Origin of the sequence: Pseudomonas cichorii, from assembly GCF_015471405.1 — a bacterium.
Classification (GTDB): domain Bacteria; phylum Pseudomonadota; class Gammaproteobacteria; order Pseudomonadales; family Pseudomonadaceae; genus Aquipseudomonas; species Aquipseudomonas serbiensis.
In genome coordinates, this window is the sequence record NZ_BLVZ01000014.1 from 26,393 (window position 1) to 43,472 (window position 17,080).

General features: G+C 57.1%; 11 protein-coding genes, 3 tRNA genes and 1 pseudogene. 5 read left to right on the forward strand and 10 right to left on the reverse strand.

Annotation, left to right across the window (positions count from 1 at the left end; all coding sequences use genetic code 11):
• From JL015_RS20940 to fabI, 4 genes are read left to right on the forward strand one after another with little or no spacing between them, the layout of a single operon-like run.
• Complete coding sequence (locus tag JL015_RS20940) at window positions 1–1,074, forward strand: microcin C ABC transporter permease YejB (protein ID WP_201019790.1); 1,074 nt, start codon at window positions 1–3, stop codon at window positions 1,072–1,074.
• Window position 1,075: 1 nt separating this feature from the next.
• Window positions 1,076–2,095, forward strand: coding sequence for an ABC transporter permease (locus tag JL015_RS20945; protein WP_201004318.1), 1,020 nt, complete (start codon window positions 1,076–1,078; stop codon window positions 2,093–2,095).
• A 1-nt stretch (window position 2,096) separates the two neighbouring features.
• The gene (locus JL015_RS20950; RefSeq protein WP_201004320.1) at window positions 2,097–3,707 is read left to right on the forward strand and encodes an ABC transporter ATP-binding protein; all 1,611 of its coding nucleotides are present in this window, start codon (window positions 2,097–2,099) and stop codon (window positions 3,705–3,707) included.
• An 18-nt stretch (window positions 3,708–3,725) separates the two neighbouring features.
• Entirely contained in the window at window positions 3,726–4,520 is a 795-nt protein-coding gene (gene fabI / locus JL015_RS20955; RefSeq protein ID WP_201019791.1) for an enoyl-ACP reductase FabI, read from the forward strand.
• A 93-nt stretch (window positions 4,521–4,613) separates the two neighbouring features.
• On the opposite strand, the gene JL015_RS20960 is transcribed toward fabI, so the two are convergent.
• The 10 genes and pseudogenes from JL015_RS20960 to JL015_RS21005 form a co-directional block, all read right to left on the reverse strand.
• Window positions 4,614–6,350, reverse strand: coding sequence for a type III effector HrpK domain-containing protein (locus JL015_RS20960; protein ID WP_201019792.1), 1,737 nt, complete (start codon window positions 6,348–6,350; stop codon window positions 4,614–4,616).
• Between the two features lie 930 nt (window positions 6,351–7,280).
• A pseudogene (locus tag JL015_RS28305) lies at window positions 7,281–8,477 on the reverse strand (SurA N-terminal domain-containing protein); the annotation flags it as partial.
• Window positions 8,478–8,607: 130 nt separating this feature from the next.
• Window positions 8,608–8,880: an HU family DNA-binding protein gene (locus JL015_RS20970; protein WP_002552737.1), complete on the reverse strand. Its 273-nt coding sequence runs from the start codon at window positions 8,878–8,880 to the stop codon at window positions 8,608–8,610.
• A gap of 146 nt (window positions 8,881–9,026) precedes the next feature.
• A complete protein-coding gene (gene lon, locus JL015_RS20975; protein ID WP_201004328.1) occupies window positions 9,027–11,423 on the reverse strand; it encodes an endopeptidase La in 2,397 nt (798 codons plus the stop codon).
• A gap of 345 nt (window positions 11,424–11,768) precedes the next feature.
• Window positions 11,769–13,052 (reverse strand): ATP-dependent Clp protease ATP-binding subunit ClpX, encoded by a 1,284-nt coding sequence (clpX, locus tag JL015_RS20980; protein WP_025259224.1) that lies wholly within the window; start codon window positions 13,050–13,052, stop codon window positions 11,769–11,771.
• A gap of 106 nt (window positions 13,053–13,158) precedes the next feature.
• Entirely contained in the window at window positions 13,159–13,800 is a 642-nt protein-coding gene (clpP, locus tag JL015_RS20985; RefSeq protein ID WP_025259223.1) for an ATP-dependent Clp endopeptidase proteolytic subunit ClpP, read from the reverse strand.
• A gap of 92 nt (window positions 13,801–13,892) precedes the next feature.
• Window positions 13,893–15,203: a trigger factor gene (gene tig / locus JL015_RS20990; RefSeq protein ID WP_201019793.1), complete on the reverse strand. Its 1,311-nt coding sequence runs from the start codon at window positions 15,201–15,203 to the stop codon at window positions 13,893–13,895.
• 371 nt (window positions 15,204–15,574) lie between these two features.
• Window positions 15,575–15,659: transfer RNA gene (locus tag JL015_RS20995), tRNA-Leu, on the reverse strand.
• A 63-nt stretch (window positions 15,660–15,722) separates the two neighbouring features.
• A tRNA-His gene (locus tag JL015_RS21000) sits at window positions 15,723–15,798 on the reverse strand.
• 52 nt (window positions 15,799–15,850) lie between these two features.
• Window positions 15,851–15,927, reverse strand: a tRNA-Arg gene (locus tag JL015_RS21005).
• 298 nt (window positions 15,928–16,225) lie between these two features.
• Between JL015_RS21005 and folD the strand changes: the two genes are divergently transcribed.
• The gene (gene folD / locus JL015_RS21010) at window positions 16,226–17,080 is read left to right on the forward strand and encodes a bifunctional methylenetetrahydrofolate dehydrogenase/methenyltetrahydrofolate cyclohydrolase FolD (protein WP_201019794.1); all 855 of its coding nucleotides are present in this window, start codon (window positions 16,226–16,228) and stop codon (window positions 17,078–17,080) included.

The following is a 17,080-nucleotide window of genomic DNA, read 5'->3' on the forward strand; positions in this document are numbered from 1 at the left end:
ATGCTGGCTTATATTCTCCGGCGCTTGCTGCTGATTATCCCGACCCTGTTCGGCATCCTGATCATCAACTTCATCATCATCCAGGCCGCTCCCGGCGGACCTGTGGAACAGATGATCGCCAAGATCGAAGGTTTCGACGGCGCCACCAGCCGCATCGCCGGTGGTGGCTCGGAAGTCGCGGTGGCAGGCTCCAACTACCGCGGCGCACAGGGCCTGGACCCGGCGCTGATCAAGGAAATCGAGCGCATGTACGGCTTCGACAAGTCGGCACCGGAGCGCTTGTGGATCATGATCAAGAACTACGCGCAGCTGGATTTCGGTGACAGTTTCTTCCGCGATGCAAAAGTGATCGACCTGATTGTCGAGAAGATGCCGGTGTCCATATCCCTCGGGCTATGGAGCACCCTGATCATGTATCTGGTGTCGATCCCGCTGGGCATCGCCAAGGCCACTCGCCATGGCAGCCATTTCGATGTCTGGACCAGTTCGGCAATCATCGTCGGTTATGCAATTCCCGCGTTCCTGTTCGCCATCCTGTTGATCGTGGTATTTGCCGGTGGCAGTTATTTCAACTGGTTCCCGCTGCGCGGCCTGACGTCCAATGGCTTCGACGAGATGAGCACGCTGGGCAAGATAGGCGATTACTTCTGGCATCTGGTGCTGCCGGTGACAGCGCTGGTGATCGGCAACTTCGCCACCATGACCCTGCTGACCAAGAACAGCTTCCTGGACGAAATCAGCAAGCAATACGTAGTGACCGCCAAGGCCAAGGGCCTGAGCAATAACCGCGTGTTGTACGGCCATGTGTTCCGCAACGCCATGCTGTTGGTGATCGCAGGTTTCCCTTCGGCCTTCATGGGGATCTTCTTTACCGGCTCGCTGCTGGTGGAGGTGATCTTTTCCCTGGACGGCCTTGGCCTGATGAGTTTTGAAGCGGCCATCAACCGCGATTACCCGGTGGTCTTCGGCACCCTGTTCATCTTCACCCTGCTGGGGCTGCTGGTGAAACTGATCGGTGACCTCACGTACACCCTGGTAGACCCGCGCATCGACTTTGAAAGCAGGAAGCATTGATATGAAGCTGTCTCCTCTCAATCGCCGCCGCTTCGAGCGTTTCAAGGCCAACAAGCGCGGCTGGTGGTCGCTGTGGCTGTTTCTGATCCTGTTCGGCCTGAGCATGGGCGCGGAACTGATCGCCAACGACAAGCCGCTGGCTGTGCGCTATGACGGCGAATGGTACTTCCCGGTGTTCAAGCGTTACCCGGAAACCACCTTCGGCGGGGAATTCCCGCTGGAAGCCAATTACAAGAGCCCCTACATCAAGGAACTGGTCGCGCAAAAGAACGGCTGGACCCTTTGGGCACCCATTCCGTTCAGCTACCAGAGCATCAACTACGACCTGAAAGTCCCCGCCCCGGCGCCGCCCTCCAGCGAGAACCTGCTGGGCACCGACGATCAAGGGCGCGATGTGCTGGCCCGCGTGATCTATGGTTTCCGCATCTCGGTATTGTTCGCCCTGATCCTGACGGTGCTCAGTTCCATCATCGGCGTGATTGCCGGTGCCTTGCAGGGTTTCTATGGCGGCTGGGTGGACCTGATGGGCCAGCGCTTCCTGGAGGTCTGGTCAGGCCTGCCGGTGCTGTACCTGCTGATTATCCTGGCCAGCTTCGTGCAGCCCAATTTCTGGTGGCTGCTGGGCATCATGCTGCTGTTTTCCTGGATGAGTCTGGTGGACGTGGTACGCGCAGAATTCCTGCGCGGCCGCAATCTGGAATACGTGCGCGCTGCCAGGGCGCTGGGCATGGAGAACGGCGCGATCATGTTCCGCCATATCCTGCCCAATGCCATGGTGTCGACCATGACGTTCATGCCGTTCATTCTGACCGGCGCCATCGGCACACTGACAGCGCTGGACTTCCTGGGCTTCGGCCTGCCCGCCGGCTCGCCTTCGCTGGGCGAACTGGTCGCGCAGGGCAAATCCAACCTGCAAGCCCCGTGGCTCGGGATCAGCGCCTTTGCCGTACTGGCATTGATGTTGAGCCTGCTGGTGTTCATCGGCGAATCCGCCCGCGATGCTTTCGACCCAAGGAAATGAAATGAACAATGACAATCTGATCGAAATCCGCGATCTGGCGGTCGAGTTCGTGACAGGCGAGTCGCGCCAGCGCGTGGTCGAAAACATCAGCTTCGATATCCGTCGCGGCGAAACCCTGGCTCTGGTGGGTGAAAGCGGCTCCGGCAAGTCGGTCACCGCGCACTCGATCCTGCGCCTGCTGCCCTACCCCATCGCCACCCATCCTGCCGGAACCATCCGCTATGCGGGCGATGACCTGCTGAAGATGGACGAGAAAAAACTGCGCTCCATTCGTGGCAATCGCATTGCCATGATTTTCCAGGAGCCCATGACCTCGCTCAATCCGCTGCATTCGGTGGAAAAGCAGATCAACGAGGTACTCGGCCTGCACAAGGGGCTCACCGGCAAGGCAGCCACGGCGCGTACGCTGGAGCTGCTGGAAATGGTCGGCATCAGCGAGCCACACAAACGGCTCAAGGCCCTGCCCCACGAGCTGTCAGGCGGCCAGCGCCAGCGCGTCATGATCGCCATGGCCCTGGCAAACGAGCCCGAACTGCTGATTGCCGACGAACCGACCACCGCGCTGGATGTTACGGTACAGCTGAAAATCCTCGAATTGCTCAAGCAATTACAGGCTCGTCTGGGCATGGCATTGCTGCTGATCAGCCATGATTTGAACGTTGTGAGGCAAATAGCCAATCGTGTATGTGTCATGCAGCGCGGTTGCATCGTCGAACAAGCATTGTGCGAAGAGCTGTTCCGTTCACCACAGCATCCGTACACCCAGGTGTTGCTCAGTGCAGAGCCCAGCGGCGGTCCTTCGACCAACCCGGCTGGCGCTCCACTGCTTGAAGTCGAGGACCTGAAAGTCTGGTTCCCGATCAAGAAAGGCCTGCTCAAGCGAACCGTCGATCACGTCAAGGCGGTGGATGGTATTCGCTTCAGCCTGCCTCAAGGGCAGACACTGGGGATTGTCGGTGAAAGTGGATCGGGCAAGTCGACGCTGGGCCTGGCAATACTCAGGCTCATCGGCAGCCAGGGCGCCATACGGTTTGAAGGCAAGCCGCTTGATGGCCTGTCGCAGCAGCAGATTCGTCCGCTGCGCAGACAGATTCAAGTGGTGTTCCAGGACCCGTTTGGCAGTTTGAGCCCGCGCATGTCAGTGAGCGATATCGTGGGCGAAGGCCTGCGCATTCATGGCATGGGGACGGACGCCGAGCAGGAAGCGGCAATTATCGAGGCACTCAGGGAAGTAGGTCTGGACCCGGAAACCCGGCACCGCTACCCCCACGAGTTCTCGGGTGGGCAAAGGCAGCGAATCGCCATAGCCCGTGCATTAGTGTTAAAACCGGCGCTGATTCTGCTGGACGAGCCGACATCGGCCCTCGACCGGACAGTGCAGCGTCAGGTAGTCGAGTTACTGCGCTCGCTGCAAACCAAGTACAACCTGACGTATTTGTTCATCAGCCATGACCTGGCTGTCGTCAAAGCGCTGAGCCACCAGTTGATGGTGGTCAAGCAAGGCAAAGTGGTCGAACAGGGTGTGGCGCAGGATATCTTCGCCGCACCGCAACATCCCTATACACAGCAGCTACTGGAAGCAGCCTTTTTGGCGCCGGTAGCTGTCGATTAACCTGAAGAGGAACAACACATGGGTTTTCTCGCCGGTAAGCGCGTCCTGATCGTCGGTGTCGCCAGCAAACTGTCCATCGCATCCGGCATCGCTGCCGCCATGCATCGTGAAGGTGCCGAGCTTGCGTTCACCTACCAGAACGACAAACTCAAGGGCCGCGTCGAAGAGTTCGCAGCAGGCTGGGGCTCAGGCCCTGAGCTGTGCTTCCCTTGCGACGTGGCAAGCGACGAAGAGATCAACAAGGTCTTTGAAGAGCTGAGCAAGAAGTGGGACGGCCTGGACGTCATCGTTCACTCCGTTGGCTTCGCTCCAGGCGACCAGCTTGATGGCGACTTCACCGAAGCCACCACCCGTGACGGCTTCCGCATCGCTCACGACATCAGCGCCTACAGCTTCGTTGCCCTGGCCAAAGCCGGTCGCGAACTGATGAAAGGCCGCAATGGCAGCCTGCTGACCCTGTCGTACCTGGGCGCTGAGCGCACCATGCCTAACTACAACGTGATGGGCATGGCCAAGGCCAGCCTGGAAGCCGGCGTTCGCTACCTGGCTGGCAGCCTCGGCCCGGAAGGCACTCGCGTCAACGCCGTATCGGCTGGTCCGATCCGTACCCTGGCTGCTTCGGGTATCAAGAACTTCCGCAAGATGCTGGCAGCCAACGAAGCGCAGACCCCTCTGCGTCGCAACGTCACCATCGAAGAAGTCGGCAACGCCGGCGCCTTCCTGTGCTCGGACCTGGCGTCCGGCATCAGCGGTGAAATCATGTACGTCGACGGCGGTTTCAACACCACTGCGATGGGCAACATCGAAGAGTGATCTTCGATAGGGGCTGGCGTCTGACGTCGGCCCTGAAAACAGAAAATCCGGACGCCCGCCAGGGATCCGGATTTTCTGTTTCTGCCCCCACGCCTATTTAGGCTTGGGTATGCCGAACTGCTCCAGAGTCGGGTTGACGGTACGGCTGAAGGCCTTGCGTTCCTTACGCTCCTTCACCGAATTGATGATCTCCGAAATACCCATGCCGATGCTTATGGCACCACTGACCGCCCAGCCCACGGGGCCGGCCGCCGCACCAATCGCCGAAGCTGCCGCTGCACCCGCCGCCTGACCGGCAACCGCCCCGACAATACGCCCGCCAACAGCCGCGGCTACACGCCCACCGATACCTACCGCTGCGTTTGCACCGCCCCTGCGCACACCCACCTTGTCACCAAAGTCGATCACCTCGTGAATAGTGCTGGCAGCCTGCTTCAGATCATCCTTGGTCTGATTCGTATCCTTGCCAGTGCCACCGGGGGTAAATGCGGTGCTCATTCCGGTGGTACCCGCCGCTGCTTTTTTGGTCGTGGTTTCATTCACCACCTGAGCCAGTGCCGGGTCGCTGTTAATAATCAACTCTGCCTGGCGGTCGGTATTCCTGGCCAGAAAGGCCTGCACGGAAGGATCGTTCTGCAACTGGGTGATCTTTTCATCCAGAGCGGTTTCGGTGGCCGAGGTGTTACGAATCGAGCGTCCCGCCACGACCTGCTCGGAAATCTGTTGCAACTCCACCAGTACGGCGGCTTTCTGCTCGCCGCTGTAGGCCTGAGGGTTGCTGAACACATCGCCGTTCAGCTTGCTGATATCCACACTTGAAACCGCACCGATAGTCGCAGCGTCGGTGAGAACCCGTGAAAAGTCCTCTTCATTGGCTGGGGCCTTGTGCTTGATCCAGGTGCTGATATCCCGCTTGATCATCACGCCGTCAGGAGCCCGCATCGCCAGCTTTTTGCCGCGCATGTTGCCCTGGTCCATCATCTCGAACATGCCTGGCTGCGCCCAGGTGGCGGCAGAGTCCTGCAGGACACTGGAAAGCCCCGGGTTATTGGCGCTCACCGACTCAAGCCCCGCGATGGTGGTGCGGCCATTGACCTTGGTCTGGCCTTCAACGCCCTGGGCGTTGGACGGATCACCGGCTTCGGTTATTGGCTCATGAGCCAGCAGCACGGCTGCCGAACGCACCAACTGCACCGATTGTGCATCGGCATCCGGGTTGTCCTTGCGGAAGTCATTAAGGCTGTCTGTGCCTTTATCGACCTGTTTCTCCATGTTCTTGGCGAAGGTCTTGGCGTCCTTCTTGGTAATCTTGCCGTCCGCCTTGCCACCCTGAGCCGTGTCCATGGCGGTTTTCAGAGTCGGGTTCTCATCCAGGAAGGCCCAGGCCTTGTCCGCATCCGGGTCATTGGCGGCAATCATTCTGGCAGCGGCAATCGGGCGGTTCAGCTCTTTGGCAGCCTGCTCACGCTTGGAGGGCGGCATATCACCCAACAGACCGTCCCATTTGGCCAGTTCCTCGGGCGAGCTGTATTTCGAGTCGTCTAGATACTCATGATTTTCCCGCACAGGAGGCTGGGCCTTGCCTGAGATCTGGCTGCTCAAGGCGCGCAGCAGACGCTGGAGGAACGAGTCTTCAGCGGCCTGAGGAACTGGCAATGCCGTTCCGGCCATCTTGCCAGCCTGGCCATACTCGACACCGGCCAGACCACCGGTAGACTTGTGAAACTCACCCGAGGTCAGACTGAAGGGGACCTCGGTAAGGTTTTCCGGTACTGGAAAGCTCCCAAAACCACTGGGACCACGACCGGTGCTTGAAATGGGATCGCTCATTGCGGTTTCTCTCCCTCGGCACGAAACAAGGATCTACGTACTCGACTGAGTGGCAAAGCGCTGAAAACGGTTCCCTTGCTGCGGAAAAGAATCACAAGAAAATCACAAACCGCACAAAGCAAAACGCCCGGTGAATGCACCGGGCGTTTCGAGTGAATCAAATCGAGCTTAGAAACGCTCGATCTTGGCCTTGCTTTCCAGTTCCGAGCGATAAGCAGCGAAATCCTGCTGACCGGCACGCGACGCCAGGAAACGGCGGTATTGCGCCTTTTCCGCGTCACTCGGCGCTGTTGCCTGATTCACACCATTGAGGCGCACAATCACAAAGCTGCCGTCTGCTGCGGTCAGGCTGGCAAACTCAGGCTTGTCCTTGCCGGTAGGCTTGGGCATACGGAACACTGCTTGCAGCACTGCCGGGTCGACACTGTCCTGGCTGCGGGTAGCCGCTTCCAGAACTGCCCACGCATGACCATCCTGTTTGGCTGCCAACGGGGTCTTGCCATCGCGCAGACCTGCCAGGAGCGCTTCGCCCTTGGCCTTGGCTGCAGCACTGGCGTGCTCCTTGAGCAACTGGGTACGAATGGAGGCGGCGACGCTTTCAAGCGGCAACTGCTGAGGCTGCAAGTGCTCTTTGGAACGTACGACCACTACAGTCTCCGGGTCCAGCTCCAGCGTGTTGCTGTTGGAACCTTCTTCGAGGACTTCCGGGCTGAATGCTGCCTGGATCACCGCACGATTGGCTGTCAGGCCTTCGCCGCCTTCACGACCGAACGGCGCGGTAGTCTGCACCTTGAGGCCCAGATCCTGAGCCGGCTGAGTCAGATCGGACGACTCGAAAGCCGAGTCTTCCAGTTGTTTGGTCACTTCGACAAACTTCTGCTCGACCTGCTGAGCCTTCAGATCATGGGTCAGCTTCTCTTTCAGGCTGGCAAAGCTCGGCACCGAAGGTGCTTCAACGCCCAGCAGCTTGATCAGATGCCAGCCGAAGTCACTGCGTACCGGCTGCGAAACCTGATCCTTGTTCAAGGCATACAGCGCCTCTTCAAAGGCCTTATCGTAGACACCCTTGCCGGCATAGCCCAGGTCGCCACCCTTGCTCGACGAGCCAGGGTCCTGGGAGAACTCCTTGGCCAGCGCTGCAAAGCTTTCGCCCTTGGCCAGACGCTGCTGGATTTCTTCCAGTTTGGCCTTGGCCTGGGTTTCATTGAGCTTGTCGTTCACTTCGATCAGGATGTGCGCAGCACGACGCTGCTCCGCCAGATTGGCGATTTCCTTCTGGTAAGCATCCTGCAAGTCCTCGTCCTTGACCTGCACCTTGTCGAAGAAGGACGACTTCTTCAATTCGATGTAATCAAGCACAACCTGCTCAGGACTCATGAACTCCTTGGCATGCTGGTCGTAGTGAGCCTTGACTTCGTCATCGGTCACTTTCGCAGCAGCCAGATCGACAGGCAGAGTCAAGGTGGCAAAGTCGCGAGTCTGTTTTTCAAGACGGGCGAAGGCCTCGACTTCCGTATCGGTCACGAAGGCACTGCCAGCGATACCGGCACGGACCTGACCGATCAGCATTTCCTGACCCAGCAACTGGCGGAACTGCAACCGGCTGTAGCCCAACTGGCGGATGACCTGATCGAAACGATCGGCATTGAACTTGCCATCAACCTGGAATTCAGGCGTCAGCAGAAGCTGCTGATCCAGCGCAGCCTCGGAAAAAGCGAATTTGGCATCGGCCGCACCTTGCAGCAGCAGCTTGCGGTCGATCAGCCCTTTGAGAGCGGATTCACGCAACAGCTTTTCATCCAGCATCGCAGGATCGAAATCCTTGCCAAGCTGCTGAGCCAGTTGCTGAGCCAGCTGGCGGCGTTGCATGTCGACAGCCTGACTCAGTTCATTCTGAGTCACGTCCTCGCCATTGACCTGGGCAGCATTCTGCTTGTTACCACTGGCGGTGAACATCGCTTCGATGCCCGTCAGGGCCATCAACGCGATGATGATCCCGATAATTGTCTTGGCAATCCAGCCTTGTGAATTGTCCCTGATATTCTGCAGCATTGCGTCCCCCAAAACGGTTGAACCGACTAACCAACCGCAGAGCGTGGGTAGAAAGCGGATAGAAGAAAGGCGCATCCGAGGATGCGCCTTCTCGTAACTGACGAAGCGGAAGGGCTCGAACCCTCCGGTCTTGCAACCGGCTGCACCACCGCTGCGCTACCGGTTCAGATTGGCTCTGACCCGGCGGGCAAAGGCTTCAAGAGGCTTAGTTGACAGCTTCTTTCAGGGCTTTACCGGCTTTGAAACCTGGTTTTTTAGCAGCAGCGATTTCCAGCGTCTTACCAGTCTGTGGGTTGCGACCGATACGAGCAGGACGATCTGTAACGGAGAACGTACCAAAGCCAACCAATACAACAGAGTCGCCAGCCTTCAGAGCGCCAGTGACGGATTCGATAACTGCATCCAGCGCACGGCCAGCAGCAGCTTTCGGGATATCAGCAGATGCAGCGATAGCATCAATCAGTTCCGACTTGTTCACTCTAAGTCCCCTTATCTCTATATTGAGTATGTTTCTAAGTTTTTGGTGGTAAGCAAAACGAGCACTGGTGGGCTTGCTGGTACTTGCCAGAAAGAGCCGCTTTATAACAAGGGCTCCAAAAAGCTGTCAAGGAAGCCCACACAGACTTAATGCGTGCTAATTCTTTCCTTAGAGTCAGACTCGCGTTTTTCATCCTTTGCAACAATATCGGGAGCCACATCCGGCAAGGGCTCCGGCGCGTATTGCAGCGCAATTTGCAGGACTTCGTCAATCCATTTAACAGGCTTGATCTGCAGGTCTTGCTTGATATTGTCAGGAATTTCCTTCAAATCGCGCACATTCTCCTCCGGGATGATCACGGTTTTGATTCCACCGCGATGCGCCGCCAGAAGTTTTTCCTTCAAACCACCAATCGCCAGCACCTGCCCGCGAAGGGTAATTTCACCGGTCATCGCCACATCGGCACGCACCGGAATCTGCGTCAACGCCGATACCAGAGCCGTACACATGCCTACACCCGCGCTAGGGCCATCCTTGGGGGTAGCCCCTTCCGGCATGTGGATGTGAGTGTCGTGTTTCTCGTGGAAATCCAGCGAAATGCCCAGGCTCTTGGCCCGACTGCGCACGACTGTCTGCGCCGCCGTGATCGATTCGACCATGACATCGCCCAGAGAACCGGTCTTGATCAACTGCCCTTTGCCGGGAACCACAGCCGCTTCGATGGTCAGCAACTCTCCGCCGACCTGAGTCCAGGCAAGGCCGGTTACCTGACCGATCTGGTCCTGCTGCTCGGCCAGACCGTAGCGGAATTTTCGCACGCCCAGGAAGTGTTCGAGCATCTCGGCCGTGACACGAATTGCAAAACGTTTTTCCAGCGCATGCTCTTTGACCGCCTTGCGGCAGACCTTGGCAATCTGGCGCTCAAGACCGCGCACACCTGCTTCACGGGTGTAGTAGCGGATGATGTCGCGAATCGCATCGTCGTCGAACTCGATTTCGCCTTTTTTCAGGCCATTGGCCTGAATCTGTTTTGGCGAAAGGTATTTGACGGCAATGTTGACCTTCTCGTCCTCGGTGTAACCGGGCAGACGAATGACTTCCATCCGGTCCAGCAGCGCTGGCGGGATGTTCATCGAGTTCGAGGTACACAGGAACATCACATCCGAGAGGTCGTAATCGACTTCCAGATAGTGGTCATTGAAGTTGTGGTTCTGCTCGGGATCAAGCACCTCAAGCAATGCCGAAGCCGGATCGCCACGCATGTCACTGCCCATCTTGTCGATTTCATCGAGCAGGAACAGTGGGTTGCGTACGCCAACCTTGGTCATTTTCTGTATCAATCGACCCGGCATCGAACCGATATAGGTCCGACGATGGCCACGAATCTCAGCCTCGTCACGCACACCGCCCAGGGCCATGCGCACGAACTTGCGGTTGGTGGCGCTGGCAATGGACTCGGCCAGGGAGGTTTTACCGACGCCAGGAGGCCCTACGAGGCACAACACAGGACCGCGAATCTTTTTCACGCGCTTTTGCACGGCGAGGTATTCAAGGATGCGCTCCTTGACCTCCTCCAGACCATAGTGATCGGAGTCGAGAATGGCTTCGGCACGCGCCAGATCGAGGCGAACCTTGCTCTGCGCCTTCCACGGCACCTGAACCAGCCAGTCGATGTAGGAGCGCACGACAGTCGCTTCAGCCGACATCGGGGACATTTGCTTGAGCTTGTTCAGCTCGGCAGTTGCTTTGGTCAGAGCATCTTTAGGCAGGCCAGCGGCTTCGATACGCTTTTTCAGCTCCTCGATTTCGTTGTGCCCTTCATCGCCATCGCCCAGTTCCTTCTGAATGGCCTTCATCTGCTCATTCAGGTAGTACTCGCGCTGGCTGCGCTCCATCTGTTTCTTGACGCGACCGCGAATGCGCTTTTCAACCTGCAACAGGTCGATTTCGGCATCCAGCAAGGCCAGCACGTGCTCGACACGGGCAGCCAGGTCGATGATTTCGAGGATCTCCTGCTTCTGCTCGATCTTCAGCGCCATATGCGCCGCCATGGTGTCTACCAGGCGACCGGGCTCATCGATGCTGTTGAGCGACGACAGGACTTCGGCAGGGACTTTCTTGCCAAGCTGGACATACTGCTCGAACTGCGACAGCAGGCTGCGCACAAAGACTTCGGATTCACGATCAGGCGCGTCGGTTTCATCGATCAGCGCGACTTCTGCGCGGCAATGACCATCGACTTCAATGAAACGCTCGACAGAGCCACGCTGCTCGCCCTCAACCAGTACCTTGACGGTGCCGTCAGGCAATTTGAGAAGCTGCAATACGGTTGCAATCGTGCCGACGCTATAAAGAGCCTTTTCATCGGGATCGTCGTCAGCCGGATTTCTTTGCGCCAGCAAAAGGATTTGCTTGTCGCCCGTCATCGCTGCTTCTAGAGCTTCGATAGATTTCTCGCGCCCCACGAACAGCGGGATAACCATGTGCGGATAAACCACAACATCACGCAATGGCAAGAGAGGCAATTCAATTGTGGTCTTCATGATTTCGCCTCTACGGCGGCCAATTGGCCGTGGACAGGTGGAAGTTGCTTGAAGTCAAGATGGGGGTAGCGTTCAAAAAAAACAAGCTTTAGTGGCCTGTTTTGAAAATACGCTCTCTTTTTGACGCACGAGCACAGCCATCGGACAGGACGCCGCACCCAGTCATGGCGAGGAATGGCAACACAATCAGGCGGTTACAGGCGCAGCCAAAAAAAGCAGAATGACTTCCCGGACAGGATACTAGTGGCTCATTGGAGAAAAACGTTCCCTAAAGACGAAGGATACGATGCCACTAATAATGCAAAAGGAGGCCCGCAGGCCCCCTTCTGTATGTCTCTCTACGCTTTAAGCGTCAGGAGCAACCTTGGCAGGCGGCTCGCTGTTTTCGTAGATCAACAGTGGCTTGGACGAACCATCGATAACGCTCTCGTCGATCACCACTTTGCTCACGTCGGTCTGCGACGGGATTTCATACATGGTGTCGAGCAATACGCCTTCCAGGATGGAACGCAGACCGCGGGCACCTGTCTTGCGCTCCAGCGCACGACGAGCAACCGATTTCAGCGCGTCGGTACGGAACTCGAGGTCCACACCTTCCATCTCGAACAGCTTGGCATACTGCTTGGTAAGGGCGTTTTTCGGCTCGGTAAGGATCTGCATCAACGCAGCCTCATCCAGCTCATCCAATGTCGCCAGCACTGGCAGACGGCCCACGAACTCAGGGATCAGACCGAACTTGACCAGATCGTCAGGCTCGACTTCACGCAAGGATTCGCCAACCTTCTTGCCTTCTTCCTTGCTGCGGACTTCGGCGTTGAAGCCGATGCCGCCACGGGTGGAACGGTTCTGAATGACTTTTTCCAGACCCGAGAAAGCACCACCGCATATGAACAGGATATTGCGCGTGTCCACCTGCAGGAACTCCTGCTGTGGATGCTTGCGCCCGCCTTGAGGAGGAACGGAAGCCACGGTGCCCTCGATCAGCTTCAGCAAGGCTTGCTGCACGCCTTCACCGGAAACGTCACGAGTAATCGAAGGGTTGTCGGATTTGCGGGAAATCTTGTCGATTTCGTCGATGTAGACAATACCCATCTGGGCCTTCTCTACGTCGTAATCACATTTCTGCAACAGCTTCTGAATGATGTTTTCCACGTCCTCACCGACATAACCGGCTTCGGTCAGGGTCGTGGCATCGGCGATGGTGAACGGCACATTGAGCAGACGAGCCAGTGTTTCAGCGAGCAAGGTCTTGCCGGAGCCGGTAGGGCCGATCAGCAGGATGTTGCTTTTGCCGAGTTCAACATCATCGTTTTTCTTGTCGCGCTGGTTCAGACGCTTGTAGTGGTTGTACACCGCTACTGCGAGAACCTTTTTGGCACGTTCCTGACCAATTACATACTGATCAAGGATGCCGCTGATTTCTTTAGGCGAAGGCAATTTATGCGCGCTGCTCTCGGCCTGTGCTTCCTGCACCTCCTCACGGATGATGTCATTGCACAGGTCGACGCACTCGTCGCAGATAAAGACCGAGGGGCCGGCAATCAATTTGCGCACTTCATGCTGGCTTTTGCCACAGAAGGAGCAATAGAGCAGTTTGCCGTTGTCCTCGCCGTTGCGGGTGTCAGTCATTCGATCGATCCAATCCGGTAGGCTTGCAACACAAGATGAAGGCTATTGCGGGCTTTTTCAAGTCCGCAGGTGGTCGGTTGGTCCAACCACCCACATTTTGAGTTACTTAGGCAGGCATTTGACGTTTGTTGATCACAGAGTCGATCAGGCCGTATTCCGCCGCGCGATCTGCGCTCATGAAGTTGTCACGCTCGGTGTCGCGCTCAATGGTTTCAAGGCTTTGACCGGTGTGGTGAGCCAGCAACGAGTTCAGGCGATGACGAATGTGCAGGATTTCCTTGGCATGGATGTCGATGTCCGACGCCTGCCCCTGGAAACCGCCCAACGGCTGGTGAATCATCATCCGCGAGTTAGGCAGGCAATGACGCTTGCCTTCGGCACCGCCAGCCAGCAGGAAGGCACCCATGCTGCACGCCTGACCGATACAGATGGTCGACACGTCCGGCTTGATGAACTGCATGGTGTCGTAGATCGACATGCCTGCTGTCACCGAACCGCCAGGTGAGTTGATGTAGAGATGGATATCCTTGTCCGGGTTTTCCGCTTCCAGGAACAGCAGTTGCGCCGCAATAAGGTTGGCCATGTAGTCTTCTACAGGACCTACCATAAAGATCACACGCTCCTTGAGAAGGCGCGAGTAGATGTCATAGGCGCGTTCGCCACGGGCGGACTGCTCGATAACCATCGGGACCAGGCCGCCAGCGGCCTGGATGTCAGAGTTCTGCTGAATATAAGAATTGCGGGACATGTCCTGCATTCACTCCCAAATAGTCGAGTCTTGAATACGCACAAGCCAGCGCGAAGGCTGGCTTGTGGGTGTTTTTCGAACGAAAAGAGAAATCAGTCGGCTTTTGGAGCTTCTACCGGCTTGACCGCTTCTTCGTAGGAGACCGATTTGTCGGTCACGCTAGCTTTCTGCAAAACAGTATCCACAACTTGCTCTTCAAGCACAACAGAACGTACTTCGTTCATTTGCTGCTCGTTCTTGTAGTACCAGGCAACAACCTGCTCTGGCTCTTGATAGGCAGAGGCCATTTCCTGGATCAGATCACGAACGCGAGCGTCGTCTGGCTTGAGCTCGAACTGCTTGACCACTTCAGCAACAATCAGGCCCAGCTCGACGCGACGCTTGGCTTGCTCTTCGAACAGCTCTGCAGGCAACTGGTCAGGCTTGATGTTGCCGCCGAACTGTTGAACAGCCTGGACGCGCAGACGATTGACTTCGTTTTCCAGCAGGGCTTTTGGAACTTCGATCGGGTTGGCGGCCAGCAGACCGTCCATGACCTGGTTCTTGACCTTGGACTTGATGGCCTGACGCAGCTCACGCTCCATGTTCTTGCGAACTTCGGTGCGGAAACCTTCGATGCCGGTTTCCTTGATACCGAACTGCTTGAAGAACTCTTCGTTCAGCTCAGGCAGCGTTGGTGCGGAAACACTGTTGACGGTAACGGTGAACTCAGCGGCTTTGCCAGCCAGCTCCAGGTTCTGGTAGTCCTCAGGGAAGGTGACGTTCAGAACGCGCTCTTCACCCGCCTTGGCGCCAACCAGACCGTCTTCGAAACCAGGGATCATGCGGCCGGAACCCAGAACCAGCTGGGTGCCAGTAGCAGAACCGCCAGCGAAGACTTCGCCGTCAACCTTGCCAACGAAATCGATGTTCAGCTGGTCTTCGTTCTGGGCAGCACGATCGGCCGCTTCGAAACGAACGTTCTGCTTGCGCAGGATTTCCAGCATGTTGTCCAGGTCGCTGTCAGCTACGTCGGCGGACAGGCGCTCGACGGAGATGGACTCGAAACCTGCAACAGTGAACTCAGGGAACACTTCAAAAGTGGCGATGTATTCCAGGTCCTTGCCTTTCTCGAAGGACTTTGGCTCTACAGCAGGTGCGCCAGCCGGGTTCAGCTTCTGCTCAACCACTGCTTCGTAGAAGGTAGCCTGAATCAGATCGCCCAGTGCTTCCTGGCGCGCGCCATCTTCATAACGCTGGCGGATTACGCTCATAGGCACTTTGCCAGGGCGGAAGCCCGGGATCTTGGCTTTACGTGCGGTCTGCTGCAGACGCTTGTTGACTTCAGTCTCGATGCGTTCGGCAGGCACGCCAATGGTCATGCGGCGCTCAAGAGCGGAAGTATTTTCAACAGAAACTTGCATGGATATTCCTCGTTGCACAGACGTTAGCCGGCCGTTTCCGACCCCAGAATCAAGGGCATGCATTCTAGTGGGTCAAACTCAAGAAGTCACCCTACTGAAAAAGGGCAGATTTAAGAGGATGGAAGCGGACTGCTGGCGAGCAAAGACAACAAGGCCTTTACAGCACCGGCAAAGCGTCTGGCACGGGCTATATAAAGGAAGCACGTGCACCGGACCGCTACCGATTCCATCCGCGTAGCGCGCCCCGCTCGACCGGCGGCAACGCGCCAACCGACCAGCGAGACGATAAAACCAACACGCTGAAACAAAAAAAGCCGCACTAGGCGGCTTCTTTCAATAGTGAATGTATCAAGGCTTCACTATTTATATCTTGGTGCGGACGGAGAGACTCGAACTCTCACACCTTGCGGCGCTGGAACCTAAATCCAGTGTGTCTACCAATTCCACCACATCCGCGTTACAAGCTTTTAAAGCAAAGGCGCCAGTTTATGATTAATAAATCTGGCGCCTCTCCGAATATGGGGTGGACGATGGGGATCGAACCCACGACAACAGGAGTCACAATCCTGTGCTCTACCAACTGAGCTACGCCCACCATATTGCATGCATCTACTACAACTCACCTACCGTGCCAAAGCCGCCTTTAATGGCGCACCCGGCAGGACTCGAACCTGCGACCATCCGCTTAGAAGGCGGATGCTCTATCCAGCTGAGCTACGGGCACTTATATAATCTGCATTCTTTATTGAGTACAAATTAGAAGGCTTTCAATCACGTCGAGTTGATTTTCAACTCCACCCGACTTACATCAACCAGCGCCAGCTTCTTAAGCAGTGCTGGGTGCTGCCCGGCAAGTGCGACGAATCTTATAGACGCCCCTGGGGGTCGTCAACTCTTTTTTGAAAAAAATTCAGTTAGATAAAGGAGTTAGCTGAATATACAGACCAAGCGCCTTTGCCCCTGCGTCATGTCATGCGAGAATGCGCGCTCATTTTTTCCCTCTCGATGGTTAATCACGCGTCATGACTGCACAACTTATCGACGGCAAAGCGATCGCCGCCAGCCTGCGCCAGCAGATCGCCAAACGTGTCGCCGAACGTCGCGAGCAAGGCCTGCGTACGCCAGGCCTCGCGGTGATTCTGGTGGGCAGCGACCCCGCCTCCCAGGTTTACGTCTCTCACAAGCGCAAGGACTGCGAGGAAGTAGGCTTCATTTCCCAGGCCTACGACCTGCCTGCCGAGACCACACAGGTTGCGCTGACCGAGCTGATCGATCGTCTCAACAGCGACGCCGATGTCGACGGCATCCTGCTGCAACTGCCATTGCCTGCGCATCTGGACGCTTCCCTGCTGCTGGAGCGCATTCGCCCGGACAAGGACGTTGATGGTTTCCATCCTTATAACGTCGGTCGTCTGGCCCAGCGCATCCCGCTGCTGCGCCCATGCACCCCCAAAGGGATCATGACCCTGCTGGAAAGCACCGGTGTCGATCTGTACGGGCTGGACGCCGTGGTTGTAGGCGCCTCCAATATCGTCGGTCGTCCGATGGCAATGGAATTGCTGCTCGCCGGCTGCACCGTCACCGTGACCCACCGCTTCACCAAGGATCTGGCAGGCCATGTCGGCCGCGCCGACCTGGTGGTGGTAGCCGCTGGCAAACCCGGCCTGGTCAAGGGCGAGTGGATCAAGCCTGGCGCAATCGTCATCGACGTCGGTATCAACCGCCAGGAAGACGGCAAGCTGGTGGGTGACGTCGTGTACGAAACCGCCCTGCCCCGCGCAGGCTGGATCACCCCCGTACCGGGCGGTGTCGGCCCGATGACTCGCGCCTGCCTGCTGGAAAACACCCTGTACGCTGCTGAAACCCTGCACGACTGA

Bases quoted from the DNA above. Each gene is read 5' to 3' on its own strand.
- tig (WP_201019793.1), bottom strand. From the start codon at position 15,203: ATGCAAGTTTCTGTTGAAAATACTTCCGCTCTTGAGCGCCGCATGACC.
- clpP (WP_025259223.1), bottom strand. From the start codon at position 13,800: ATGTCCCGCAATTCTTATATTCAGCAGAACTCTGACATCCAGGCCGCT.
- JL015_RS20950 (WP_201004320.1), top strand. From the start codon at position 2,097: ATGAACAATGACAATCTGATCGAAATCCGCGATCTGGCGGTCGAGTTC.
- fabI (WP_201019791.1), top strand. From the start codon at position 3,726: ATGGGTTTTCTCGCCGGTAAGCGCGTCCTGATCGTCGGTGTCGCCAGC.
- JL015_RS20940 (WP_201019790.1), top strand. From the start codon at position 1: ATGCTGGCTTATATTCTCCGGCGCTTGCTGCTGATTATCCCGACCCTG.
- JL015_RS20945 (WP_201004318.1), top strand. From the start codon at position 1,076: ATGAAGCTGTCTCCTCTCAATCGCCGCCGCTTCGAGCGTTTCAAGGCC.
- clpX (WP_025259224.1), bottom strand. From the start codon at position 13,052: ATGACTGACACCCGCAACGGCGAGGACAACGGCAAACTGCTCTATTGC.
- JL015_RS20960 (WP_201019792.1), bottom strand. From the start codon at position 6,350: ATGAGCGATCCCATTTCAAGCACCGGTCGTGGTCCCAGTGGTTTTGGG.
- folD (WP_201019794.1), top strand. From the start codon at position 16,226: ATGACTGCACAACTTATCGACGGCAAAGCGATCGCCGCCAGCCTGCGC.
- lon (WP_201004328.1), bottom strand. From the start codon at position 11,423: ATGAAGACCACAATTGAATTGCCTCTCTTGCCATTGCGTGATGTTGTG.